The organism is Ancylobacter sp. TS-1 (assembly GCF_009223885.1).
GTDB lineage: Bacteria > Pseudomonadota > Alphaproteobacteria > Rhizobiales > Xanthobacteraceae > Ancylobacter.
In genome coordinates this window covers 1632302-1655295 of sequence record NZ_CP045144.1, presented here as the reverse complement: position 1 = coordinate 1655295, position 22994 = coordinate 1632302, and the positions used below count along the sequence as shown (strand labels likewise).

22 protein-coding genes are annotated in these 22994 nt (G+C 67.1%); 15 read left to right on the top strand and 7 right to left on the bottom strand.

The features are described 5' to 3' along the window. Positions 1 to 98 precede the first annotated feature (98 nt). On the bottom strand, positions 99 to 1280 hold the full coding sequence (locus GBB76_RS07960; RefSeq protein ID WP_162375526.1) for a PotD/PotF family extracellular solute-binding protein: 1182 nt from the start codon (positions 1278 to 1280) through the stop codon (positions 99 to 101). Between the two features lie 38 nt (positions 1281 to 1318). Further along, positions 1319 to 2428: an ABC transporter ATP-binding protein gene (locus GBB76_RS07955; protein WP_152302809.1), complete on the bottom strand. Its 1110-nt coding sequence runs from the start codon at positions 2426 to 2428 to the stop codon at positions 1319 to 1321. A 164-nt stretch (positions 2429 to 2592) separates the two neighbouring features. Between GBB76_RS07955 and GBB76_RS07950 the strand changes: the two genes are divergently transcribed. Beyond that, positions 2593 to 4428: a hydantoinase B/oxoprolinase family protein gene (locus GBB76_RS07950; RefSeq protein WP_246669075.1), complete on the top strand. Its 1836-nt coding sequence runs from the start codon at positions 2593 to 2595 to the stop codon at positions 4426 to 4428. A 20-nt stretch (positions 4429 to 4448) separates the two neighbouring features. Next, the gene (locus tag GBB76_RS07945) at positions 4449 to 6503 is read left to right on the top strand and encodes a hydantoinase/oxoprolinase family protein (RefSeq protein WP_162375524.1); all 2055 of its coding nucleotides are present in this window, start codon (positions 4449 to 4451) and stop codon (positions 6501 to 6503) included. A gap of 136 nt (positions 6504 to 6639) precedes the next feature. On the opposite strand, the gene GBB76_RS07940 is transcribed toward GBB76_RS07945, so the two are convergent. Further along, the gene (locus GBB76_RS07940; RefSeq protein WP_202911180.1) at positions 6640 to 8046 is read right to left on the bottom strand and encodes an aminotransferase; all 1407 of its coding nucleotides are present in this window, start codon (positions 8044 to 8046) and stop codon (positions 6640 to 6642) included. Between the two features lie 91 nt (positions 8047 to 8137). On the opposite strand from GBB76_RS07940, the gene GBB76_RS07935 reads away from it, so the two are divergent. Next, positions 8138 to 9568, top strand: a complete 1431-nt coding sequence (locus GBB76_RS07935) for an aldehyde dehydrogenase family protein (RefSeq protein WP_152302807.1) — start codon at positions 8138 to 8140, stop codon at positions 9566 to 9568. Positions 9569 to 9592: 24 nt separating this feature from the next. On the opposite strand, the gene GBB76_RS07930 is transcribed toward GBB76_RS07935, so the two are convergent. After that, entirely contained in the window at positions 9593 to 10291 is a 699-nt protein-coding gene (locus tag GBB76_RS07930) for a GntR family transcriptional regulator (RefSeq protein WP_152302806.1), read from the bottom strand. A gap of 659 nt (positions 10292 to 10950) precedes the next feature. Here GBB76_RS07930 and GBB76_RS07925 point away from each other — a divergent pair. From GBB76_RS07925 to GBB76_RS18920, 5 genes are all read left to right on the top strand, one after another. Next, positions 10951 to 11262 carry a hypothetical protein gene (locus GBB76_RS07925; RefSeq protein ID WP_152302805.1) on the top strand — a complete coding sequence of 104 codons (312 nt, stop codon included), beginning with the start codon at positions 10951 to 10953 and terminating at the stop codon, positions 11260 to 11262. Between the two features lie 39 nt (positions 11263 to 11301). Then, positions 11302 to 11577, top strand: a complete 276-nt coding sequence (locus GBB76_RS07920; protein ID WP_152302804.1) for a DUF1488 domain-containing protein — start codon at positions 11302 to 11304, stop codon at positions 11575 to 11577. A 27-nt stretch (positions 11578 to 11604) separates the two neighbouring features. Beyond that, positions 11605 to 12417 carry a transglutaminase family protein gene (locus GBB76_RS07915; RefSeq protein ID WP_152302803.1) on the top strand — a complete coding sequence of 271 codons (813 nt, stop codon included), beginning with the start codon at positions 11605 to 11607 and terminating at the stop codon, positions 12415 to 12417. Between the two features lie 313 nt (positions 12418 to 12730). Beyond that, the gene (locus GBB76_RS07910) at positions 12731 to 12943 is read left to right on the top strand and encodes a cold-shock protein (protein ID WP_152302802.1); all 213 of its coding nucleotides are present in this window, start codon (positions 12731 to 12733) and stop codon (positions 12941 to 12943) included. Between the two features lie 208 nt (positions 12944 to 13151). Then, positions 13152 to 13280 (top strand): hypothetical protein, encoded by a 129-nt coding sequence (locus GBB76_RS18920; RefSeq protein WP_256366652.1) that lies wholly within the window; start codon positions 13152 to 13154, stop codon positions 13278 to 13280. Positions 13281 to 13393: 113 nt separating this feature from the next. Here the strand turns inward: GBB76_RS18920 and GBB76_RS07905 are convergent, their stop codons facing one another. Further along, the gene (locus GBB76_RS07905; protein ID WP_152302801.1) at positions 13394 to 14059 is read right to left on the bottom strand and encodes a GntR family transcriptional regulator; all 666 of its coding nucleotides are present in this window, start codon (positions 14057 to 14059) and stop codon (positions 13394 to 13396) included. Between the two features lie 193 nt (positions 14060 to 14252). Between GBB76_RS07905 and GBB76_RS07900 the strand changes: the two genes are divergently transcribed. From GBB76_RS07900 to GBB76_RS07880, 5 genes are all read left to right on the top strand, one after another. Next, complete coding sequence (locus GBB76_RS07900) at positions 14253 to 15620, top strand: malonyl-CoA decarboxylase (RefSeq protein WP_152302800.1); 1368 nt, start codon at positions 14253 to 14255, stop codon at positions 15618 to 15620. An 8-nt stretch (positions 15621 to 15628) separates the two neighbouring features. Continuing rightward, a complete protein-coding gene (locus GBB76_RS07895) occupies positions 15629 to 17155 on the top strand; it encodes a malonyl-CoA synthase (protein ID WP_152302799.1) in 1527 nt (508 codons plus the stop codon). A gap of 112 nt (positions 17156 to 17267) precedes the next feature. Then, the gene (gene dctP, locus GBB76_RS07890) at positions 17268 to 18272 is read left to right on the top strand and encodes a TRAP transporter substrate-binding protein DctP (protein WP_152302798.1); all 1005 of its coding nucleotides are present in this window, start codon (positions 17268 to 17270) and stop codon (positions 18270 to 18272) included. A 139-nt stretch (positions 18273 to 18411) separates the two neighbouring features. Further along, entirely contained in the window at positions 18412 to 18918 is a 507-nt protein-coding gene (locus GBB76_RS07885; RefSeq protein WP_152302797.1) for a TRAP transporter small permease, read from the top strand. Next, complete coding sequence (locus tag GBB76_RS07880) at positions 18918 to 20237, top strand: TRAP transporter large permease (RefSeq protein WP_202911179.1); 1320 nt, start codon at positions 18918 to 18920, stop codon at positions 20235 to 20237. Before GBB76_RS07885 ends, GBB76_RS07880 begins: the two co-directional genes overlap by 1 nt. Positions 20238 to 20481: 244 nt before the next feature. Here GBB76_RS07880 and GBB76_RS07875 read toward each other — a convergent pair whose 3' ends face one another. Continuing rightward, entirely contained in the window at positions 20482 to 20691 is a 210-nt protein-coding gene (locus tag GBB76_RS07875; RefSeq protein ID WP_152302795.1) for a cold-shock protein, read from the bottom strand. 179 nt (positions 20692 to 20870) lie between these two features. Continuing rightward, on the bottom strand, positions 20871 to 21149 hold the full coding sequence (gene rpsU, locus GBB76_RS07870; RefSeq protein ID WP_152304791.1) for a 30S ribosomal protein S21: 279 nt from the start codon (positions 21147 to 21149) through the stop codon (positions 20871 to 20873). A 233-nt stretch (positions 21150 to 21382) separates the two neighbouring features. Between rpsU and GBB76_RS07865 the strand changes: the two genes are divergently transcribed. Both GBB76_RS07865 and GBB76_RS07860 read left to right on the top strand, forming a co-directional pair. After that, positions 21383 to 21607, top strand: a complete 225-nt coding sequence (locus GBB76_RS07865) for a hypothetical protein (RefSeq protein ID WP_152302794.1) — start codon at positions 21383 to 21385, stop codon at positions 21605 to 21607. A 348-nt stretch (positions 21608 to 21955) separates the two neighbouring features. Continuing rightward, the gene (locus GBB76_RS07860; RefSeq protein ID WP_246669074.1) at positions 21956 to 22993 is read left to right on the top strand and encodes a patatin-like phospholipase family protein; all 1038 of its coding nucleotides are present in this window, start codon (positions 21956 to 21958) and stop codon (positions 22991 to 22993) included. The last annotated feature ends 1 nt before the right edge of the window (position 22994 follow it).

The following is a 22994-nucleotide window of genomic DNA, read 5'->3' as shown; positions in this document are numbered from 1 at the left end:
ATGTGGACGGGATCGCGTGTGGAGGAGACGCGTGGAAAAGGCGAGGGGCGGCACCGACGGCGCCGCCCGCGTGAGCGTGGAAGGTCAGCCGCGGCGCATCAGGCCTGCCGGAAGCGTTCCCACTCGGCCTCGATGGCCTGGATGTTGGTCGGCGCGGCATTCTGCCAGAACAGCGGGGCGGCGAACTTCTTTTCGATCTTGGCGATGTTGGCCTTGATGGACTCGATGTCTTCCGCCGGCATCTTCTGCGCCTCGGCATAGGCCAGGCCCGCCTTGGCGTTGGCGGTGGCGTAGCCGCGCAGCACGGCGATCTGCGCCGCATAGGCGCCGCCGAGGAAGCCGGAAAGCGCCTTGGCGACGATCTCCGCCCGCGCGCCGGTGGCGGCCTCCTTGGGCACATAGGCGCAGATCATCCACTTGTTGTAGCCCTCCTTGGTGAAGGCGTAGCGCACGTCCTTGCCCTGCTTGCGCAGTTCCTTCACCGCCGGCTCCCAGCAATTGATCGCCACAACCTCCTTGCGGGCCATCAGGTCGATGGATTCCTCGAAGGTGGACCACAGGGTGCGGAACTGGCCGGCCTTCTTGCGCGCGACGAGGAAATCGACGACCGCCTTGGCTTCGGCGGGGGTCATGTTGGACGGGTCGCCGATCGCCTGCTTACCGGCGACCTTGAGATAGGTGGCCGCCATCGGCAGCGAGGTGAGCCACGTATTCTCCAGCGAGACCTTGCCGAGCGTCTTCTCGCTTTCGAACAGCAGCGCGTAGGAGAGCGGCTCCGCCTCGCCGATCACCTCGGGATAATAGGCGAAGGAATCCGCGTTCATCACCACCGGCATGCCGAACTGCTTGCCGTCCGGCCCCTGCGCCAGCGGCGAGTTCATCACCGAGGCGGGGGCGGCGTCCCAGCCCTTCACCTTGGCCGGGTCGATAGGCGCGAAGAAGCCCTTGGCGCCGAGTTCGTCCTCGATGCCGCCATCCATCAGGAAGATGTCGATCCGTTCGCCGGCGGCGTTGGCCACCACTTCCTGGCGGAAGATGCCGGGATCGGAATTGATGCCGGTGAACTCGACCTTCAGGCCGGTTTCCTTCTCGAAGGAAGCCCAGTTGTCGAGCGCCGCCGTCTCGACGCCCATGATGCGCACGGTCGGCGTGGCGGCCTGGGCGCGCCCGATCAGCGAGGGGGTGGCGAGGACGGCGGCGCCGGCGACCGTGCCCTTGAGGACGGCGCGGCGGCTGAGGCCGGCCCGGATCGGCGGCTTGGTGAGGTCATGCCCGTTCATCTGCCTGTTCTCCTGGTTCTGGATGGTTCTGGTTGTCGTCATCCCTCTGCGGGGACGCATCTGGCATCGCCGGCGGACCAGCCGATCCGCACGGTGTCGGAGGTGAGGTCGTCCTCGGTCCAGGCGCGGGCGTGGATCGTGCCGAACCGGGTCTCGATGGCGACGTCGATGTACTTGCCCTTGTAGATCCGGGCGGTGATCCGGCCCTCGATGCTGTCGCTTGGGGCCGTCGCGGCGCCACCGGCCGGCTGAAGGCGCAGCTTCTCGGCGCGCAGCAGCAGGGCGGCCTTCTGGCCCGGAAGCGGCGCCTCGGCGCCGGTCCAGAGGCCGTGGAAGACGCCACCCGGCGCGGTGATCTCGGCGACCCCGCCGGCGACCCCGGAGACGGTGCCGTCGATGATGTTCTCCACCCCCATGAAGGAGCCGGCGAAGCGCGAGCAGGGGCGCTCGAACAGGTCGCGGGGCGTGCCCTCCTGCGCGATGCGCCCGCCCCGCATCAGCACGACGCGGTCGCTCATGGTGAGCGCCTCTTCCTGGCTGTGCGTGATGAAGACGAAGGTCATGCCCAGCCGGCGCTGCAGTTCCACCAGCTCGATCTGCATGTCGAGCCGCAGCCGCTCGTCGAGCGCGCCAAGCGGCTCGTCGAGCAGCAGCACGTCCGGCTCGGTCAGGATGGAGCGGGCGAGGGCGACGCGCTGGCGTTCGCCGCCGGAAAGCTGGTGGATGCGCCGGTCGTATTTGTCGGGCAGCCGCACCGTCGCCAGTGCCGCCTCGGCGCGCGCGCGGCGCTCGCTCGCCCCGACGCCGCGCAGCTTCAGCCCGTACTCCACGTTCTGGCCGACGCTCATATGCGGAAACAGGCCATAATGCTGGAAGACGGTGGTGACGTTGCGCTTGTGCGGCGGCAGGCCGAGCACGTCCCGGCCGCCGATGCGCAGCGCGGCGACGGAGGTCGGATGGTCGAGGCCGGCGATGATGCGCAGAAGGGTGGTCTTGCCCGAGCCGCTCTGGCCCAGAATGGTAAGGAACTCGCCGCGCGCGGCCGTCACGGTCACGTCGTCCAGCCCCTTGACGGCGCCGAAGTCGCGCGAGGCGCGGATCACTTCCAGCGCCGGGGCGTCGTTTGCTTTATCGCTCAGGCTGGGCATGGGCGTTTCCGACCAAGGGACGAACCTCACTGTTTCGCGGCGAGCCGTCGCCGGAAGGGCGGGTGCGGCAGGCGCTCGATCCGAACTTGAGCCGCCGCACCACTTCGCTTAGCATGACGCTATTCTGTGATCACTGATCGCAAAAAGCAACAAGAGGGATATGCATGGCGACGAGAAAAGCCCCCGGCGGCGGCATGACGGGCGAAGCCGTCACCACCATGGAGCCTTTCCTGCTCTCGGTGCTCTCGTCGCGGCTCTCCGCCATCGTGCGGGAGATGAATGCGACCCTGATGAAGTCGAGCCGCTCGGCGGTCATCAAGAACGCGCGGGATTTCTCGTGCGGCCTGCTGACCTACGACCACCGGCTGCTCTCGGTGGAGGACTGCATCCCCATCCACATCACCGCACTGGACCTCACGACCAAGCCGATCACGGAGTTCTTCGACGACATCCGCGAGGGCGACGCCTTCATCAACAACTGCCCCTATACCGGGAACACCCATCACGCCGACATGACGCTCTGCGTGCCGGTGTTCTGCGACGGTGAGCCGCTGTTCTGGACGCTGGCGCGCGCCCACCATGCCGATATCGGCGCGCCGATCCCCACCACCTACCTGCCGGAAGCCAAGACGATCTACGAGGAGGGCATTCACCTTCCCTGCGTGCGCATCCAGGAGAATTTCAAGGACAAGGCCGACATCATCCGCATGTGCCGGATGAAGATCCGCGTCTCCGACCTCTGGTATGGCGACTACCAGGCGCAGGTCGGCGCCTGCCGGGTCGGGGAGCGGCGGCTGAAGGAGCTGTGCGACCGCTATGGCCGCCCCACGGTGAAGGCCTTCATCGAGGAATGGATGGCCTATGGCGAGCGCCGGATGATCGCCGAGGTGCGCGCGCTGCCCAAGGGGACATGGAAGTTCGAGACCCGCCACGATCCGGTGCCGAACGTCGCCGAGGACGGCATTCCGGTGCGCGTCACCCTCAGCATCGACCCGGACGAGGCGATGATCACGGTCGATGCCACCGACAATGTGGACTGCGTGCCGGGCGGGCTCAATCTCACCGAGGCCACCGCGCTCGCCGCCTGCCGCATCGGCGTGTTCTACAATCTCGACCCCGACCTTCCGCATAATGAGGGCAGCGCCTCGCGCATCCGCATCCTGCTGAAGGACGGATCCGCACTGGGACGGCCCGCCTATCCCGTCGGCACCTCGGTCGCCACCACAAATCTGACCAGCCGGCTCATCACGGCGGTGGCGAGCTGCTTCTCGCAGATCGGCGAGCCGCACGGCATGGGCGAGTTCGCCTATTCGCAGGCGCTCGGCGAGGCCGTCATCTCCGGCACCGACCCGACACAGGGCGATCCGGCCAAGGGCGGGCAGCCCTATGTGAACCAGATCTTCCTCGGCTATGGCGGCAGCGCCGGCCTCTGCGGCTATGACGGCTGGCTGCTGTCGGGCGCGGGCTGCGACGGCGGCCAGATGTCGGTCGATTCGATCGAGATCAACGAGGCCATGTACCCGATGCTGGTCGAGGAGCGGCGCGTCGCCGTCGATTCCGGCGGACCGGGCGAATTCGACGGCGCGCCGGGCGTCGCCGGCACCTATCGCCCGCTCGCCGGCAACATGACGGTCTACTGGGGCAGCGACGGCGACATCACCCCGGCGCGTGGCGTGCGCGGCGGCGGCGACGCGGCGACCTCCGGCAACTGGCATCGCGACAGGGACGGCGCGGTGCGTCAGCTCGTGACCTTCGGCGACGTCACCATCGGCCCCGACGAGGCGGTTCTGTTCCGGGCCTGCGGCGGCGGTGGCTATGGCGATCCGCGTGGGCGGGCGCCCGAGAAAGTGCTCCGCTCGGTGCGGCGCGGCTGGATCTCGCCCGAGCGCGCCCGCGACGTCTATGGCGTCGTCGTGCGCCCGAGCCCGTCCTTCGGTGGCTGGGAGCTCGACGAGCCGGCGACCGCCGAGCGGCGCGCCTCACGCTCCCCTTCGTCCTGATGATCCGGCGGATGACCCTGATGAGCTTCTCCATCGCCATCGACATTGGCGGCACTTTCACCGACTGCATCGTCGAGGACGGGCAGGGCGAACTCCACATCTTCAAGGCGTCGTCGACGCCGCCGGACTTCGAGACCGGCTTCATGAACGCGCTGAAGCTGGCGGCCGAGCATTTCGGGCTCGGCCTCGCCGACTTCCTCGGCCAGACCGGCCGCATCGTCCACGGCTCCACCGTCTCGACCAACGCCCTCGTCGAGCGCAAAGCCGCGCGCACCGGCTTCCTGTGCAATGCCGGGCACCCTGACATCCTCACCCTGCGCGAGGCGGTGCGCAAACCCGTGTTCAACTGGCGGCTCGACTTCCCCGACCCCTATGTGCTGCCGGCCGACACGGCGGAGATCCGTGGCCGTATCAGCGCGCGGGGCCAGGTGATCGTGCCGCTGGTCGAGGAGGACGTGCGCGCCGCCGCGCACAAGCTCAAGGCGCAGGGCGTCGAGGCCATCGGCATCTGCTTCCTGTGGTCGATCGTCGACGGCAGCCATGAGCGGCGCGCCCGCGAGATCATCCACGAGGTCTGGCCGGAGGTGCCGGTCACGCTCAGCCACGAGCTGAACCCGATCGGGCGCGAATATCGCCGCGCCATCTCCACCGTGATCGACGCCTCGCTGCTGCCTATCGTCAGCGATTATGTGAGCAAGCTGACCGGCGCGCTGGAGGCGGCCGGCTTCCGGGACGAGTTGCTGCTCGCCAATTGCGTGGGCGGCATGATGCCCCCCGGCGACCTGATCGCGCGGCCGATCTTCTCCGTCATGTCGGGGCCGACGCTGGCCCCCGTCGCCGCCCAGCAGCTCACCCCCGAGCCGAACGTGATCGTCGTCGACATGGGCGGCACCACCTTCGACGTCTCGGCGATCCGCGACGGGCATTTCATCGTCTCGCAGGAGGCGATGATCGGCGACGACATGCTGGGCATCCCGAAGATCGACGTGCGCTCGGTCGGCGCGGGCGGCGGCTCCATCGCCTCCATCGACGCCGGCGGCATGCTTCATGTGGGGCCGCACAGCGCGGGCGCGCGCCCCGGCCCGGCCTGCTACGGGCGCGGCGGGCAGCGGCCCACCGTCACCGACGCCAATGTCGTGCTCGGCATCCTCGACCCGGATTATTTCCTCGGCGGGCGGATGAAGCTCGACCGGCCGGCGGCGGAACGGGTGATCGGCGCGATCGCGACCGGGCTCGGCGTGTCGCTGGAGGAGGCGGCCTATGCCATCTACACCACCAGCAACAACGTCATGGTCGGCGCCATCGAGGACATGACGGTCAAGGAGGGCATCGACCCGCGCGACAGCTTCATGATGGTCGGCGGCGGTGCCACGGCGGCGCATATCTGCGAGATCGCGCAGGAACTCGGCATTGCCCGGATGATGGTGCCGCGCTTCGCCGCCGGCCTGTCGGCCTATGGCGGCCTCATCTCCGACATTCGCTGGGAGGAGCAGGCGACGGCGCTCACCTCCTCGGCTGCCTTCGATCCGGCGCGGGTGAACGATGTGGTGGCGCGGCTCACCGCGCGCGGGCGCGCCTTCCTCACGGAAGCGGGCGTCCCGGCCGAGCGCCAGCGTTTCGCCACCGTCTATCTCGGGCGCTACCAGTACCAGTCCTGGGAGATCGAGGTGCCGTTCGACCTGCCTGCGGGCGAGCTCGGCGCGGATGACCTCGCGCGGCTGGTGGCGGCGTTCCACGCCATGCATGAGCGCATCTATTCGGTGAAGGCCGAGACCGACGTGGTCGAATTCACCACCTGGAAGGTGCGCGCCATCGGTCTTGCGCCCGAGCGGCCGGCGCGCGTCATCCGCCCGACCCAGCAGGGCGCACCGGTGCCGAAGTCGCATCGGCGGGTCTATGTGCGCGAGGCGGGCGGCCTCATCGACTGCCCGGTCTATGCCGGCGCCGATCTCGGCGCGGGTGCGTGCGTGAGCGGGCCGGCGGTAATCGAGGAGCCCACCACCACCATCATGCTGCTGCCGCGCTGGAGTGCCACGGCCGACAGCGACGGCAATTATCGCCTCGAACTGCACTGACAGCCGGGCCGGCGGCGGCCGGCCCGAATGCCTGTCCGGCGGGAGAGGCGGTTCAGGAGAGGCGGTTTGCCTTCCGGCAAAAAAGAAGGCCCCGGACGTGGCGTCCGGGGCCTTTCCGCATCTGGGCGCGCGCGGCTCAGTGCTTCTTCGGCAGGGCGCCTTCACGGGCGAGTTCGTCTGTCGCCGCGTCCACCGCGCGGCCGAGGCCCGCCACCAGTTCCTCGATATTGGCGCTCGTCAGGGTGAGCGGGGGCGACATGGCGATCATGTTGCCGAGCGGGCGAACGATCACGCCCTGCTCATAGGCCTTGGCGACGATGCGCGCGCCGACCTTCAGCGAGAGGTCGAAGGGCTGCCTGGTGGCGCGGTCGGCCACCATCTCCACCGCCAGCATCAGGCCGACGCCGCGAATATCGCCGACATGGGGGTGGTCGCCGATGCGCGCCTTCAGTGCCGCCTTCAGCTCGGTGCCGGCGCTCGCGGCATTGCCGACGAGGTTCTCGCGCTCGACGATGTCGAGATTGGCGAGCGCCGCCGCCGCCGCGATCGGGTGGGCGGAATAGGTGAAGCCGTGGGCGAAGGAGGCGACCTCGCCCGACGTGTCCTTCAGCACCTCCCAGATGCGCTCGGAAATCACGCTCGCCGAGATCGGCTGGTAGCCCGACGACAGGCCCTTGGCCATGGTCATGATGTCCGGGCGGATGCCGAAATGGGTGGTGCCGAAGGGCGAGCCGAGCCGGCCGAAGCCGCAGATCACCTCGTCGGCGATCATCAGGATGTCGTAGCGGTCGAGCACGTCCTGCACCGCCTGGAAATAGCCGGCGGGCGGCACCAGCACGCCGCCCGTGCCCATCACCGGCTCGGCGATGAAGGCGGCGACGGTGTCCGGCCCTTCCTTCAGGATCAGCGCCTCGAGCTCGCTGGCGAGATAGGCGGTGAACTCCGCCTCGCTCATGCCTTCCGGCTTCTCGCGGTACTGGTCGACCGAATGGGTGCGGATGATCTGCGGCAGCGGCAGGTCGAAGAACTGGTGGCAGTTGGTCAGCCCGGTGAGGCTGCCCGCGCCGATGGTGACGCCGTGATAGGCGCGGTTGCGCGCCACGATCTTCTTCTTCGCGGGCTTGCCGCGCATGTTGTTGTAGTACCAGACCAGCTTGATGTTGGTGTCGTTGGCGTCCGATCCGGAATTGCCGAAGAACACCTTGCTCATGTGATCCGGCGCCCAGCGCAGCACGCGGTCGGCGAGGCGGATCGACGGCTCGTTGGCGATCGACGTGAAGGAATGGAAGAACGGCAGCGCCTGCGCCTGCCGCGTCATCGCGTCGACGATCTCCTGCCGGCCATAGCCGACATTGACGCACCAGAGCCCGGCGGCGCCGTCGAGATAGCGGCGGCCCTTGCTGTCGGTGACGTGGACGCCCGCGGCCGAGGCCATGATGCGCGGCCCGTTGGCGAGATGGTCGCCAATGCTGGTGAAGGGGTGGAACAGGCTGCGCTTGTCCATCTCCTCAAGTGACATGTTGTGGTGCGGTTCGAGGCTCATGCGCAGGCTCTCCGACTGGACGGCATGTTGAAGCAGGCTGCATGGCACTATAAAGTGTGATCACTGATCTCGCAATTGAGAGGGTCTTGAAGTGCAGCGCAATTTCATCGGCGGGGCCTGGGTCGAGGGACCCGGCAGCCTGCGGAACGTGAATCCGTCCGATATTTCCGACGTGGTGGACGAGTTTTCCCTCGCCACGCCGGCCCAGGTCGCCGAGGCGATCGCGGCCGCGCGGGCGGCGGTGCCGGTCTGGGGAGCCATGACGCTGCAGGTCCGCAGCGAGATGCTGGATGCCATCGGCGCCGCGATCCTGGCCCGGCGGGAGGCGCTTGGCGGGCTGTTGTCGCGCGAGGAGGGCAAGCCGCTCGCCGACGGCATCGGCGAGGTCACGCGCGCCGGCCAGCTCTTCAAGTTCTACGCGGGCGAGGTGCTGCGCCTGGCCGGCGAGCGCCTGCCCTCGATCCGTGCCGGGGTCGAGGTGGAGGTGATGCCCGAGCCGGTCGGGGTGATCGGGCTGATAACCCCGTGGAACTACCCTTCCTCGGTGCCCGCCAACAAGATCGCCCCCGCCATCGCCTATGGAAATGCGGTGGTGCTGAAGCCCTCCGAGCTGGTGCCGGCGAGCGCGGTGGCGCTGTTCGAGATCATGGAGCAGGCCGGGCTGCCGGCCGGCCTCGTCAACCTTGTCGTTGGCGGGGCGGATGTGGGCGAGGCGCTGGCGTCCTCGGCCGACATCAACGGCATCAGCTTCACCGGCTCGACCGTCACCGGCCGCAAGGTCGCGGCCCATGCGGTGGCGAATGGCGCGCGGGTGCAGCTTGAGCTGGGCGGCAAGAATCCGCTGGTCGTGCTGGACGACGCGCCCTTCGACCTCGCGGTAGAATGCGCGGTGAACGGCGCATTCTACCAGACCGGTCAGCGCTGCACGGCATCGAGCCGGCTCATCGTCACCGAGGGCGTGCATGATCGGTTCGTCGAGGCGGTGGCTGGGCGCGTGCGTGCGCTGAAAGTCGGCCACGCGCTGGAGGCCGGCACGCAGGTCGGCCCGGTGATCGACGAGCGTCAGCTCGCCAAGGACATGTCCTATATCGAGATCGCGCGCGGTGAGGGCGCACGGCTGGTCGCCGGCGGCGAGCGGCTCAATCGCCCGACGGAGGGCTTCTATCTCTCGCCCGCGCTCTTCGCCGACACGCATCGCGGCATGCGCATCAACCGCGAGGAAGTGTTCGGTCCGGTCGCCTCGGTGATCCGCGTCCGGGACTATGAGGAGGCGCTCGAGGTCGCCAACGACACGGCCTACGGCCTCTCCGCCGGCATCTGCACGACGACGATGAAATACGCCCACCATTTCCGCCGCAACGTGAAGGCCGGCATGACCATGCTGAACCTGCCGACGGCCGGCGTGGACTATCACGTGCCCTTCGGCGGCACGAAGGCCTCGGGCTACGGGCCGAAGGAGCAGGGCCGCGCCGCGCGCGACTTCTTCACCCAGACCAAGACGTCGTACCTGCTGGAAGGCTGATCAAACCGTCGCGTGCCGGCCGGCTCATTTGCCGGTCGGCGGCTCGGTGGGCGCCTCGGCGAAGACCGCGACGCGCGAGAGGAAGGCGGCGCCGCCGGCGACGTCCTCCTCCATGGCCGCCCGGGCGCTTCGGCCGTCGGCGCGGCGCAAGGCGGCGATCACCGCGTCGTAGCGGTCGGTGTCGAGCTGGCCGCGAATGTCGGCGGCGTAGTGGCGCATGAAGGGGCCGATCTGCAGCCATAGCCGCTCGATCAGGTCTTCCAGCACCGGCGCGCGCGCCGCCTTGAACACCGCGAATTTGAACTGCTGGTTCAACTGGAGATAGGCGTCGGCATCGTTGGCGTTCGCCGCTTCGCGCAGTTCGCGGGAGACCCGCTCCAGCGCCTCGATCTCGCCGTCGGTGATCAGCCGCGCGGCCTTCTCCGTCGCGATCCCCTCCAGCAGCATGCGCAGCTCGATCAACTCGTCGAACTGCTCGCGGGTCAGCAGCGGAATGGAGATGGTGCCGTTGGCCAGCGCCGTGACGGCCTTTTCGGCCGCGAGGCGCGCAAAGGCCGCGCGCACCGGCATGGTGCTGACGCCGAACGCCGAGGAGATGGAACGCACCGTCAGCTTCTGACCCGGCGCGAACCGCGCGGCGATGATGGCGGAGCGAAGTTCGCGATGCACGCGCTCATGGAGCGGGTCGCGCTCCAGCTTCTCGAAAACTACCTGTTCGGTCATGAGATTCTACAAGGCGCGCCGGCGCCTCTTTGCCTAGGCTGGGAGCTGCGATGGGTGATATTGTGATCACTAATCTAATCGCTTTCCAGGGCAGACGCCACCCATGGCGCGCCGTCGGCACGCCTTCGAAACGGTGCCTGCATGGCGGCCGGACGGGGCGCTGGGGCGTCGGGCTGTTTCGTCGTGAAGGGGGAGCGCGGGATGAAATCCCGATGCCGTGCGGCGCGTTTTCATGCCCCTCTATTTCGAATGGCGTTCAGATGACCCGGCTTCATTTCACGAAATTTCTGTTTTTCCTTGTTTAATTTCGGCATGTGCGTATAAGTAAAAACTGTCAGTTTTGCCGATTTGGCTATCGCGGTGTCAGAGACGTCGACCCGCCATACATCCCCAATTCTCGACAATGGATGCATGGTGCCGATCCGGTGCCTGTACCGCCCCGCGCGAATCCGAAGACGAATCTGGCGCTGACCACGGATGTACTGGCAGCCCCCGGGATCGCTCGGGTTCGTCCGGGAGCGGATCTTCGCACCGCCTCACGTCGCATGCGCCTTTTCTCTCGATTGTCGGCTGCCGGCCGTCATCCGGCATGCGGCGCTGGCGTCGCCCGTCATGTCGGCGGGTCGCCATGCCGCTTTCCAAAAGGACCACACGTCATCATGACCGATGCCAGCACAGGGTTACGCAGCGCCCGCCCGGTTCACCGCGAGGCGGCGACGCATCGCTTCGCGATCGGGCAGACCGTTCGGCTGCGGGGCGGCTACGGCGTCTTCACCTCCCGCTTCGGCGACGTCTATCGCGTCACCGGCACGCTGCCGCCCTCCGGGGATTCGCCGCAGTACCGCATCCGCAACGAGCGCGAGCAGTATGAGCGGGTCACCACGGAAGACAGCCTGGAACTGTTCGTCGCGGCCAAGCCGGGCGAGGGCGCAACGCTCCGCGACCAGACGTTCAGCAATGGCCGGAAGTGAAGCCGGCTGCCGGGCGCGGAAGATGCGGGCCGTCCGGCGATGACGCTGGCTTTTCCGAATCCGAGCCGCAGCTTCGACAGGGCGCGCAACGCGGTCCGCTTCACCGGCTATGACGGCATGTTCGAGGTCTCGTTCTTCGTCGATGCCGGCGTGCTCGCGCGATCGGATACGGAACTGCGCCAGGCCGGTGCTCCGGAGACGAAATTTCTTTCCGCGTTTGACGCCCTGCGCGCCTCCATTCACGATGCTGCTCGCAAAGCCTATTCCGAAGGGCGACGCACCTTCTACATCCTCACCGCCGCCGACTTCCGCTAGCCGGATCGATGCACCCGGGAACCGTTCATGCTGATCCGCTACGGCTATGAGATAACGCTGACCTGTCAGCAACCGACCGCTCTCGTCTGTCTTCTGGCCGTACATGAGGATCGCGCGGCCGATATCCGCGCTCCGGAAACGGTCTTCACGACGCCCGACGTCCCGACCACGACCTATCACGATCTGTTCGGCAACCGCTGTCGGCGGCTGGTCGCGCCGGCGGGCGACCTGACGATCTGGGGCGATGCCACGATCGAGGATGACGGCCTGCCGGACAGGGCGTTCCCGAATGCCCGCGAGCTTCCGGTGCCGGAACTGCCCGACGACTGCCTCGTCTATCTCATGGGCAGCCGCTACTGCGAGACCGACCGCCTCAGCCAGACCGCGTGGGACCTGTTCGGCACGATCGCTCCCGGCTGGGGCCGGGTTCAGGCGATCTGCGATTTCGTCAATCAGCACATCCGGTTCGACTACATGCAGGCCCGCTCGACCCGGACCGCCTTCGAGGCGTTCCACGAGCGTGTCGGTGTCTGTCGCGACTTCGCCCATCTCGCGGTGGCGTTCTGCCGCTGCCTCAACATTCCGGCGCGCTATGTGAACGGCCATCTCGGCGACATCGGCGTCCCGGTTGTCGATCCGATGGATTTCAGCGCCTGGATCGAGGTTTTCCTCGACGGCGCCTGGCACACCTTCGATCCGCGCAACAACGTGCCGCGAATCGGCCGGATCGTGGTGGCGCGCGGCCGCGACGCCGCCGACATACCGCTGGTGAACTCCTTCGGGCCCCATATCCTGAAGTCGTTCCGCGTATGGACCTACGAAGTGCAGGCTGTGGGCTAGCCCACTCCTCAAGGCCGAAGCCTCCCGCGCGCACTGCCGGAATTCCGCAGCGGGTGCATCTTGCGGGGCGGCTTTATTCTCAATGTCTTCAACGGTTATCGGGGTAGAAAAATCTTCCCCGCGCCATTTAAAAAAACATCGGCCTTGTAATATCCATCGTCAGGATGCATATTAATCGCGTCGATAAACGGCAAGATGGACTGCTGTTTCGCGGAAATTTCCGTGTCTTTAAGTCCGCTTTTCCTGAAAATGCGATTTCGACGGCCCGCGTCTTCGCGGGCAAGCCACAATTATAATCACGAAAGGGTTTCCCATGGCCACGGGAACCGTAAAATGGTTCAACGCCCAGAAGGGCTTTGGATTCATCGCGCCGGACGATGGCGGCAGCGATGCGTTTGTGCACATCAGTGCTGTGGAGCGCGCGGGTATGAGTGACCTGCGCGAGGGTCAGAAGGTGGGCTTCGAGCTCGTCACTGACCAGAGGAGCGGCAAGATGTCCGCTGACAAGCTCCAGTCGCTGGGCTGATCCGATGACATCGGCGGAACCGGACTCCGGATCCTGCCGATGCGTCCATCGTTCCTGCCGGGTCGACCACGGATGTACTGGCGGCCTGTGCGAACGATGCCAAATCGATACAAGGCGCCTGGCGCCTTCTGGCCCCGCGCCTCACTGAGGACGCGGGGTTTTTTGTTTTCCGGCGACGCCGGTCGACCCCAACACGAAGGAGACGGTCATGGCAAAGGGCCAGATGCGCAGCAATCGCGAAGCCAAGAAGCCGAAGAAGGTCAAGGAGCCGGCGGCGGTTTCCTCGCTCACCAAGGGTGCCCCCCTGGCGATCGCGCTGCCGAAGAAGAAGGGCTGAGACGGCCCCCTGGGCCTTCGCCCTCGGTGGACGAGGGCGGGCCTGACGTCACCCGGCTGTGGCTGCGGCTGCCAGCCGTGACGGTGCGGTCCGGCTCGCCAGCCGGCAGCCGGTCAGTCGGCCGGTTCGGCTTCCTGCTGCAGCGCCGCGAGCAGCGACATGAAGCGCTCGCCCTGCACCAGCACATGCGCGCGGATCCGCTCGGCCGCGCCGGCGCCATCGCCTTCCAGCAGCGCGTTGAGAATCGCCTCGTGCTCGGCGAGCGACGCCGCGATGCGCCGCGGCACCTTCAGCTGAAGACGACGATAGGGCTGGAGGGCGGTCTGTAGCCGTATCGCCTCGGCCCGCAGGACGCGATTGCCGGTGGCCGCGTAGATCGCCGCGTGGAACCGGGCATTGGCCGGGTAATAGGCGTCGTCGTCTCCCGCCGCCACCGCCTCGCAGCAGGCCAGATGCGCCTGATTGATCGCCATGCGGTCCGCCGGTCCGAGCCGCTGCGCCGCCAGCCGCGCACAGGAAGCCTCGATCTCCGCCATAAGCTCGAAGGATTCGACCAGTTCGCGCGGGCCCAGCAGTGCCACATACGCGCCGCGCCGGGGGCGCATCTGGATGAGGCCGGAGGCGGAGAGCTGGATCAGCGCCTCGCGGATCGGCGTGCGCGACACGCCGAAGCGCTCGGCGAGGCTCGCCTCGTCAAGCCTCTGGCCGGGGCGCAGCCGGCCCGCGACGATGTCTTCTTCGAGGGCTTCGCGAAGCCTCGGGGTCTGTTCACCACGCACGGCATACCTCCGCGCGAAGAAGGCCATCTTCCATGCCGCAATGCAAGAGGCTTCATCTTGTATACTTGATGATTGACATTCGATGCAGGCTGGCCTTCACTTGATACAGGTGGCCGGCGCCGTCCGGCCTATCGTGGAACAGGGGGCCGCACCCCGGTGCGGTCGTTTGCGAAGATCCAACGCTGGAACGGCCATGGGATCAAACACCTCGTTCGTGACGGACCTGCTGACCTCCATCGCGGAGCGCGGCCGCACCTTTCTCGACCGCTCGCACCGCGTGACGGCGGCGACGCGGGTGGAAACGCTGGCTGAGCGATGTGAGACATTGCTTTCCGGGCGCGGCGAAGCCTCCGGCGTCGCTCTCGCGGCCGGCATACTGGACCGCTACGCGCACATGAAGACCGGCGAGAGCATCGCCTTCTTCGAGGTTCTGGCCGAGAAGTTCGGGCCCGATCCGCAGCGCCTCGCCGCAGCCCTCGACTCCTATGGCCGCAACGGCCTCGCCGCCGCCGCCGACCTGCACCGGGCGAGCGAGCCGCGCCGGCAGGAACTCTTCCGCCGCTTCAATCTCGCGCCGGGCGGCACACTCTCGCTCGTTCGCATGCGCGAGCAGCTCATGGACGCGATGGTCCGCCGCCGCGACCTCGCCGAGGTCGACCGCGATTTCGCGCACCTGTTCTCGTCCTGGTTCAACCGCGGCTTCCTCGTGCTGAAGCGCATCGACTGGTCGACGCCGGCCAATGTGCTGGAGAAGATCATCCGCTACGAGGCGGTCCATGCCATCCGCGACTGGGACGACCTGCGCGCGCGGGTCGATTCGCCGGACCGGCGCTGCTACGCCTTCTTCCATCCGGCGCTGGTCGACGAGCCGTTGATCTTCGTCGAGGTGGCGCTGATGAAGGAAACGCCCGGCGCCATCGTCCCTATTCTCGATCCGGCCCGCAAAACCCTGCGGCCCCAGGACGCCACCACGGCGGTCTTCTATTCCATCTCCAACTGCCAGAAGGGTCTCGCCGGCGTCTCCTTCGGCAATTTCCTGATCAAGCAGGTGCTGGAGGAGATCGCGCGCGAGCTTCCCTCGCTCGACACCTTCGTCACCCTCTCGCCGGTGCCGGGCTTCCGCAAATGGCTGGACGCCGAGCGCAGGACGGAGCAGAGCCTTGTCCTGTCCCCCGCCGACGCCAAGGCGCTGGAGAGGCTCGACACGCCGGACTGGCAGGACAAGCCGGAACTGCGCGAGGAACTCTCCGTCGTGCTCGGCCCGCTTGCTGCCTATTACTTTCTGGCGGCCCGTACGGCGAAGGGCACGTCGGTCGACCCGGTCGCCCGCTTCCATCTCGGCAACGGCGCGCGGCTGGAGCGCATCAACCTGATGGGCGACCTCTCGCCCAAGGGCATCGCCCAGGCCGCCGGCCTGATGGTGAACTACCGCTACATTCCCGCCGACATCGAGAAGAACCACGAAACCTTCGCCGGCAAGGGCGATGTGGTCGCGAGCGCGGGCGTCCGCAAGCTGCTCAAGGTCGACCCCGCCTCCCGCGCCCTCGTACCCGTTACCTGAAAAGCGTCATGTCACAGAACCATCTGTTTGCCGCCATCCGTTCCGCCGTTCCCTCGCCCGGCAAGAAGCTGGCACTGCTCGCGGACGGCTCCAGCGTGAGCTATGGCGAGGTGCTGACGCTTTCCGCGCGGCTCGCCGGCCTCCTCGTCGCGCGCGGCGTGCGGCCGGGCGACCGGGTGGCGGTGCAGGTCGAGAAGTCGTGGCCCTGCCTCGCCCTCTACCTCGCCACCGTGCGCGCGGGCGCGGTCTACCTGCCGCTCAACACCGCCTACACGCTCAACGAGGTGCGCTATTTCCTCGGCGATGCCGAGCCGGCGCTGTTCGTCTGCCGCCCGGAGAACGCGGTGGAGGCGAGGGTGCTCGCGGCCGAGCTGGGCGTGCCCTGCGTCGAGACGCTGGATGCCGAGGGGAGCGGATCGCTGACCGACGCGGCGGCGGCCTTCCCCCCGGACTTCGACGACGTGGCGTGTGGGCCGGACGATCTCGCGGCGATCCTCTACACCTCGGGCACCACCGGGCGCGCCAAGGGCGCCATGCTGAGCCACGGCAACCTGCTCTCCAACGCGCGGGCGCTGAAGGAGTGCTGGCGCTTCACGGAAGCGGACGTCCTCATCCACGCACTGCCGCTGTTCCACACCCACGGCCTGTTCGTGGCGGTGAACATCGTCCTGCTGAGCGGGGCCTCGATGTTCTTCCGCGCGAAGTTCGACCCGCGGGAAGCGATCGCGCTGATGGACCGCGCCACCTGCCTGATGGGCGTGCCGACCTTCTACACAAGGCTGCTCGACCAGCCCGGCCTGACGCCGGCGGCGACGGCGCATATGCGCCTGTTCGTCTCCGGCTCGGCGCCGCTGCTGGAGGAGACGCACCGGGCGTTCCGGGAGCGGACGAGCCATGCCATTCTCGAACGCTACGGCATGACCGAGACCTGCATGAACACCTCGAACCCCTATGAGGGCGAGCGCATTGCCGGCACGGTGGGCTTCCCCCTGCCGGGCGTCACCCTGCGCATCACCGATCCCGGCACCGGCGCCGCGCTTCCCCACGGGGAAATCGGCATGGTGGAGGTGAAGGGCCCAAACGTGACCAAGGGCTACTGGCGCATGCCGGAGAAGACCGCGAGTGAGTTCCATGACGGCTTCTTCGTCACCGGCGACCTCGGCATGATCGACGCGCGCGGCTATCTGAACATCGTCGGCCGGGGCAAGGATCTCGTCATCACCGGCGGATTCAATGTCTACCCGAAGGAGATCGAAGGCGAGATCGACGCCATTGACGGTGTGGCGGAAAGCGCCGTCATCGGCGTGCCGCATCCCGATTTCGGCGAGGGCGTGACCGCCGTGATCGTGCCCGCCAAGGGCGCGGGCGGCCTGACCGAGCAGGCGGTCCTTCAGGCGCTGGAGGGCCGGCTGGCGAAGTTCAAGCAGCCCAAGCGGGTGTTCTTCGTCGAGGAACTGCCGCGCAACACCATGGGCAAGGTGCAGAAGAACATTCTGCGCGACAGCTACAAGGACATTTATCGCCGGAGCGCCTAGCCTCAGGGCCGGCACCGGACACGCCGAGAAAAACGAGCGGAAAACCGCCCGAAAAGAAAAGACCGAGGAAACGCCAACAGTCCGCCCGAAGGCGGCCGAAAAGGAGGAAAATATGAACGGTACGCGATTGATCGCGCGCGCCCTGACCCTTGGCTGCGCCCTGGCCTTTGCCACCACATCCTTTGCGCAGGACATCACCCTGCGCGCCTCGCACCAGTTCCCGGGCGGCAAGGGCGACCCCCGCGACGAGATGGTGCAGATGATCGCCCGCGACGTCGAGGCGGCGAATGTCGGCCTCAAGATCCAGGTCTTCCCGGGTTCGTCGCTGTTCAAGGCGAACGAGCAGTGGGGGGCGATCACCAAGGGGCAGCTGGACATCACGTCCTTCCCGCTCGACTACGCCTCCGGCCGCGTGCCGCAGTTCTCTGTTACGCTGATGCCGGGCCTCGTGCGCAATTTCGACCGCGCCGAGCGCCTCAACGACTCGCCCTTCATGCAGGATATCAAGGCGCTCATCGAGAAGAACGGCGCCATCGTCATCGCCGATGCGTGGCTCTCGGGCGCGTTCGCCTCCAAGAAGGGCTGCATCACCGGCCCCGACAGCATCAAGGGTCAGGTCACGCGCGCGGCTGGTCCGGCCTTCGAGCAGATGCTGGCGGCGGCGGGCGCGTCCATCGCCTCCATGCCGTCGTCGGAAATTTATTCGGGCATGCAGACGGGCGTGCTCGACGCCACCAACACCTCGTCCGAGAGCTTCGTCTCCTATCGCCTCTACGAGCAGGTGAAGTGCCTCACCGCGCCCGGCGCCAACGCCCTCTGGTTCATGTACGAGCCGGTGCTGGTGTCCAAGCAGGTGTTCGACAAGCTCAACCCGGCGCAGCAGAAGGCTCTTCTGGCGGCCGGCAAGAAGGCGCAGACCTGGTTCGCGCAGGAAGTGCGCAAGGGCGACCAGAAGCTGATCGACACCTACAAGAAGGCCGGCGTCGAGGTGGTGGAGATGTCCGCTGCCGACTACGACGCCTGGCTGAAGGTCGCCCAGGAAAGCTCCTACAAGAACTTCGCCGAGAAGGTGAAGGGCGGCGACGATCTGATCAAGAAGGCCCTGGCGGTCCAGTGACCGCACCCGCTTCGCGGCTCCCCTCGCGGGGGCCGTGTAGCGGCGGCGTCACCGGGTTGTGGCTGGCGCGCGGCCTCCGTCTGGCGGGGAGGCGCGCCGGCTGCCGCGCCCCCGATCCCTCCCGAAGCGAAAGCCTCCCATGATCAGCCTGTTCCTGCGAGCGGTCGATCTCATCTCGAAGATAGCCGCCATCCTGGCCGGCCTCATGCTGATCGCGGCGATGCTGGTGGTCTGCGAGATGATCTTCCTGCGCTACGTGTTCCGCGCGCCGACCATCTGGCAGACCGACTTCGTCGTCTTCTCGGCCACCGCGGCCATGTTCCTCGGCGCACCCTATGTGCTGCAGACCCGCGGGCATGTGGGGGTGGACGTGATCGAGATGGCGCTGCCCTCGGGGCCGCGACGCGTCCTCGGCATCATTGGCGGGATTCTCGGTCTGCTCTTCGCGGTCCTGATGACGTTCGCCAGCGCGATCTTCTTCCACGAGGCCTATGTGAACGAATGGCGCACCGCGACGGTGGCAGCCATCACCTTGTGGATTCCGCTGCTGCCGCTGCCCGTTAGCTTCGCCCTGCTGTCGCTCCAGTATGTCGCCGAACTGATCCGCCGCATCTGCGGCGCGGATGAAGCCCGAGGTCACGCGTGATGAGCCTCTCCCCCACCTTTTCCGGCATGCTCGTCATCGGCCTGCTGTTCGTGCTGCTGGCCACCGGCATGCCGATCGCCTTCGCGCTCGGCCTCACCGCGATCGGCGCCCTGCTGATGGCGAACGGCGTCGGCGTCTTCGACGTGCTGGCCGAGACCATGTTCGCCGGCATCGCCAACCTCGCCTATGTCTCCATACCGATGTTCGTGCTGATGGGCGCGGCGGTGGCCGCCACGCCGGCGGGGCGCGATCTCTACGAGGCGCTGGACCGCTGGCTCAACCGGGTTCCGGGCGGGCTGGTGCTCTCCAATATCGGCGCCTGCGCCATTTTCGCCGGCATGACCGGCTCCAGCCCCGCGACCTGCGCCGCCATCGGCAAGATGGGCATCCCGGAGATGCTGAAGCGCGGCTACCCGGCCTCGGTCGCCACCGGCTCGATCTGCGCCGGCGGCACGCTCGGTATCCTCATCCCGCCCTCGGTGACGATGATCGTCTACGGCATCGCCACCGAGACCTCGATCGGCCGCCTGTTCCTGGCCGGCGTGATGCCCGGCCTCATGCTCACGGCGATGTTCATGGCCTGGGCGCTCTACGACTGCCGCCGCAAGGACTTCAGGTTCGACATCAGCGGCAACCGCTTCACCTTCGGCCAGAAGCTCGCGGCACTGCCGAAGGTCACGCCGTTCCTCATCATCATCGTCGGCACGCTCTACGTGCTCTATGGCGGCGTCGCGACCCCTTCGGAGGCGGCGGGGGCGGGCGCCTTCCTGACGCTCGGCGTCGTTATCATCATGTACCGGCTGTTCCAGCCCAAGCCGATCTTCGAGATATTCTCGTCCACGCTGCGCGAGAGCGTCATGATCATGATGATCATGGCCTCGGCGGAACTCTTCGCCTTCGCCCTCTCCTCGCTTTTCATCACCCAGACCGTCGCCGCCGCCATTGCGGGGCTGGACGTGAACCGCTGGGTGCTGATGGGGCTGATCAACCTGTTCCTGCTGGTGTCCGGCATGTTCCTGCCGCCGGTCGCCATCATCGTGATGTCGGCGCCGCTGCTCTACCCGATCATCGTTTCGTCGGGCTTCGACCCCTACTGGTTCGCGGTGATCCTGACCATCAACATGGAGATCGGCCTCATCACCCCGCCGGTCGGGCTCAACCTGTTCGTGGTCAAAGCCATCGCCCCGCAGGTTCCGGCCCAGCAGGTGCTGAGCGGGGCGCTGCCCTATGTGCTGCTGATGCTGCTCGGCATCGTGATACTGAGCCTCTTCCCCGGCATCGCCACCTGGCTTCCCACCTATGTGATGGGTCCGCTGTGACGGCCGGCCTCTACCCCGCCCCCGGCTCGACAGGGCCGCGGGGAGGTTGGCCGGAGGTTGGCATCCGCTGTGATCTGGTGCTCCCGGCCCGGCGGATACGCCGGCCGGGCGGGCTCCTCACGCGCCCGGTTGCAGGGCCGTCACAGGCGCGGGCGCAATAAAAAAGGCCGGGTTGCCCCGGCCTCTCGGATCGTCTCGACGGTCAATGCCAGTACATCCGTGGTCACTGACCGGAGATGATCGATCACGCAGCCTGCAGGCTGCCGGCCGAGCTCTTGCCGCTGCGGCGGTCGGTCTCGATCTCGTAGGAGATCTTCTGACCTTCGTTGAGGCCGCGCAGGCCAGCCCGCTCGACGGCGGAGATGTGGACGAACACGTCCGGGCCGCCATTGTCAGGCTGAATGAAGCCGAAGCCCTTCTGCCCGTTGAACCACTTCACAGTACCTGTCGCCATGGGAATATCCTTTCAGTCGACATAGAGATTAGAGCGCGCGCGAAACTCGCGAACGTCAGGTGGACATCGATTTGAGAGGAAGCTCGCCGCGGCGCAATTAAGCGCAATAACAAAGTTCAACGTCCAGATCGATGCTTTACCGTACAGGATCCTGATTGCTTGCACAACCCCGGACGGATTTATTTCGGAGCGGCGGCCGGCGTCGACGGGCGAGCGCCCGGACGACCGGGGATCAGCTTCTTCTTGGGCGCGGCGATGAGGCCGTCCCGGATCGCCTGCTTGCGGGCGGCCTTGCGGGCGCGCCTCACGGCCTCGGCGTCTTCGCGGTTGCGGCGCTCGGAGGGCTTCTCATATGCCCGGCGGGCCTTCATCTCGCGGAAAATGCCCTCGCGCTGCATCTTCTTCTTAAGAACGCGAAGGGCCTGATCGACATTGTTGTCGCGAACTAGAACCTGCAAAACGTCTCCGATCACATGCAGCAAGGCTGCCGGTTGCGGCGTCTCGAAGCAAGGCGCCAGACCCCCCAATGTAGTGACATGGGCGCGAATTGGAAAGGGCGACCGCACATTCCCCTCGCGCGGTGTCCGGAACCAGCCCCCGGGCGCCGTGCGCTTCCGCAAGCGCCGCGCCTTTCGGAAAGATCGCATGGCGCGCGCCGGGCCATAAGGCGGCAACCGACGGAGCCCGCATCATGAGCCAGTTCACCATCACCCTGGAACGTACCGTCACCACCCGCGAGGTCGGCCATGTCACTGTCGAGGCGACCGATCTCGGCGAGGCCGAGCGCATCGCGCGCGGTCGTGCGCACGGCAAGGCGCCGATCGAGGTGGAATGGCAGGTCGATTTGGAGGATGCCGGGCGGGTCGTGGTGGTCGATGTCGAGGAGATGGGCGAAAGCGGCGCCAAGGCCGCGTGAAGCCTCCTCCGCCGCGCCGCCATCATATTGCAACGCAGCAAAGTCTTAGTCTAATCCGCTCCCGTCGCTGTCAAATGACAGCCGGCGAGATCGGCGTCGCAACGTTAAGTGCCGTTAGGATCACGTAATTCCGCGCCGTGTTGAAGCGCACCCGCCGGGCTTTCATGTTGTGGTGCAGCATGGAGGCGGCTAGGGTACCGCCGTTCCCCAGGAAAGGCGTGCCCCATGGCCAAAGCGACGACGCCCCGTGCGAAAGCTTCCCGAGCCAAGTCCCCCTCGGCCGCTCCGGCGCCGGCGGCGCTCCCTCCTGCCGACGCGCCCGCCACCCCTGCCGACGTTCCCGCCGACATGCCCGCCGCGACGGCCTCCGGCCGGGCGCCGGTGCTGATCGATCTCGCGCTGCAGGGCGGCGGGTCGCACGGCGCCTTCACCTGGGGCGTTATCGACCGGCTGCTGGAAGAGCCCTGGCTGCGCATCGACGGGGTCTCCGGCACCTCGGCCGGGGCGATGAACGCGGCGGTGCTGGCCGATGGCTTCGCCGCCGGCGGCGCCGAGGGCGCACGCGCCGCGCTCGAGGCCTATTGGCGGCACGTCTCCGACGCCGCCCGCTTCTCGCCCTTCCAGCGCGGGCCGCTCGACGTGCTGCTGGGAAGGTGGACGCTCGACAGCTCGCCGCTCTTCGTCGCCATGGACCTGATGTCGCGGCTCTACTCGCCCTACGACCTCAATCCGGGCGGCTCCAACCCGCTGCGCGCCATCCTTGAGAAGGCGATCGACTTCGACCGTATCAAGACCTCGCCGATCCGGGTGTTCATCACCGCCACCAATGTGCGCACCGGGCGCGGCAAGGTGTTCCGCAATGCCGAGATCACGCCGGACGTGCTGATGGCCTCGGCCTGCCTGCCGACGCTGTTCCAGGCGGTGGAGATCGACGGCGAGAGCTATTGGGACGGCGGCTATTCCGGCAACCCGACCATGACGCCGCTGGTGCGCGAGCTCGATTCCGACGACACCATCCTCATCCCCATCAACCCGATCGAGCGGCCGGGCACGCCGCGCAGCGCCGCCGAGATCCTCAACCGGCTGAACGAGGTGTCGTTCAACTCGGCGCTGCTGAAGGAGCTGCGCATGATCGCGCTGCTGCGCCAGGTGGCCGACCCCGGCCATACCGAAGGCGCGCAATGGGCAAAGATGCGCATCCATCTCGTGCGCAACTCGATCATGGGAACGCTTGGCTATTCCTCCAAGCTCAACGCGGAATGGGACTTCCTCACCATGCTGCGCGAGGAGGGCCGCAAGGCCGCGACCGCCTTCCTCGAAGCCGACGCGGACAATATCGGCAAGCGTTCCTCGGTCGATCTCGACGTGCTGCTCGAAGGGGTGTGAA

What these genes read in the sequence shown, in the direction of transcription:
- GBB76_RS07910 (WP_152302802.1), top strand. Translation starts at nt 12,731, where the DNA reads ATGGCCACGGGAACCGTAAAATGGTTCAACGCCCAGAAGGGCTTTGGA.
- GBB76_RS07925 (WP_152302805.1), top strand. Translation starts at nt 10,951, where the DNA reads ATGACCGATGCCAGCACAGGGTTACGCAGCGCCCGCCCGGTTCACCGC.
- GBB76_RS07900 (WP_152302800.1), top strand. Translation starts at nt 14,253, where the DNA reads ATGGGATCAAACACCTCGTTCGTGACGGACCTGCTGACCTCCATCGCG.
- GBB76_RS07865 (WP_152302794.1), top strand. Translation starts at nt 21,383, where the DNA reads ATGAGCCAGTTCACCATCACCCTGGAACGTACCGTCACCACCCGCGAG.
- GBB76_RS07895 (WP_152302799.1), top strand. Translation starts at nt 15,629, where the DNA reads ATGTCACAGAACCATCTGTTTGCCGCCATCCGTTCCGCCGTTCCCTCG.
- GBB76_RS07885 (WP_152302797.1), top strand. Translation starts at nt 18,412, where the DNA reads ATGATCAGCCTGTTCCTGCGAGCGGTCGATCTCATCTCGAAGATAGCC.
- GBB76_RS07945 (WP_162375524.1), top strand. Translation starts at nt 4,449, where the DNA reads ATGAGCTTCTCCATCGCCATCGACATTGGCGGCACTTTCACCGACTGC.
- GBB76_RS07950 (WP_246669075.1), top strand. Translation starts at nt 2,593, where the DNA reads ATGGCGACGAGAAAAGCCCCCGGCGGCGGCATGACGGGCGAAGCCGTC.
- GBB76_RS07920 (WP_152302804.1), top strand. Translation starts at nt 11,302, where the DNA reads ATGACGCTGGCTTTTCCGAATCCGAGCCGCAGCTTCGACAGGGCGCGC.
- GBB76_RS07860 (WP_246669074.1), top strand. Translation starts at nt 21,956, where the DNA reads ATGCCCGCCGCGACGGCCTCCGGCCGGGCGCCGGTGCTGATCGATCTC.
- GBB76_RS07960 (WP_162375526.1), bottom strand. Translation starts at nt 1,280, where the DNA reads ATGAACGGGCATGACCTCACCAAGCCGCCGATCCGGGCCGGCCTCAGC.
- GBB76_RS07930 (WP_152302806.1), bottom strand. Translation starts at nt 10,291, where the DNA reads ATGACCGAACAGGTAGTTTTCGAGAAGCTGGAGCGCGACCCGCTCCAT.
- GBB76_RS07875 (WP_152302795.1), bottom strand. Translation starts at nt 20,691, where the DNA reads ATGGCGACAGGTACTGTGAAGTGGTTCAACGGGCAGAAGGGCTTCGGC.
- GBB76_RS07880 (WP_202911179.1), top strand. Translation starts at nt 18,918, where the DNA reads ATGAGCCTCTCCCCCACCTTTTCCGGCATGCTCGTCATCGGCCTGCTG.
- dctP (WP_152302798.1), top strand. Translation starts at nt 17,268, where the DNA reads ATGAACGGTACGCGATTGATCGCGCGCGCCCTGACCCTTGGCTGCGCC.
- GBB76_RS07940 (WP_202911180.1), bottom strand. Translation starts at nt 8,046, where the DNA reads ATGAGCCTCGAACCGCACCACAACATGTCACTTGAGGAGATGGACAAG.
- GBB76_RS07955 (WP_152302809.1), bottom strand. Translation starts at nt 2,428, where the DNA reads ATGCCCAGCCTGAGCGATAAAGCAAACGACGCCCCGGCGCTGGAAGTG.
- GBB76_RS18920 (WP_256366652.1), top strand. Translation starts at nt 13,152, where the DNA reads ATGGCAAAGGGCCAGATGCGCAGCAATCGCGAAGCCAAGAAGCCGAAG.
- GBB76_RS07915 (WP_152302803.1), top strand. Translation starts at nt 11,605, where the DNA reads ATGCTGATCCGCTACGGCTATGAGATAACGCTGACCTGTCAGCAACCG.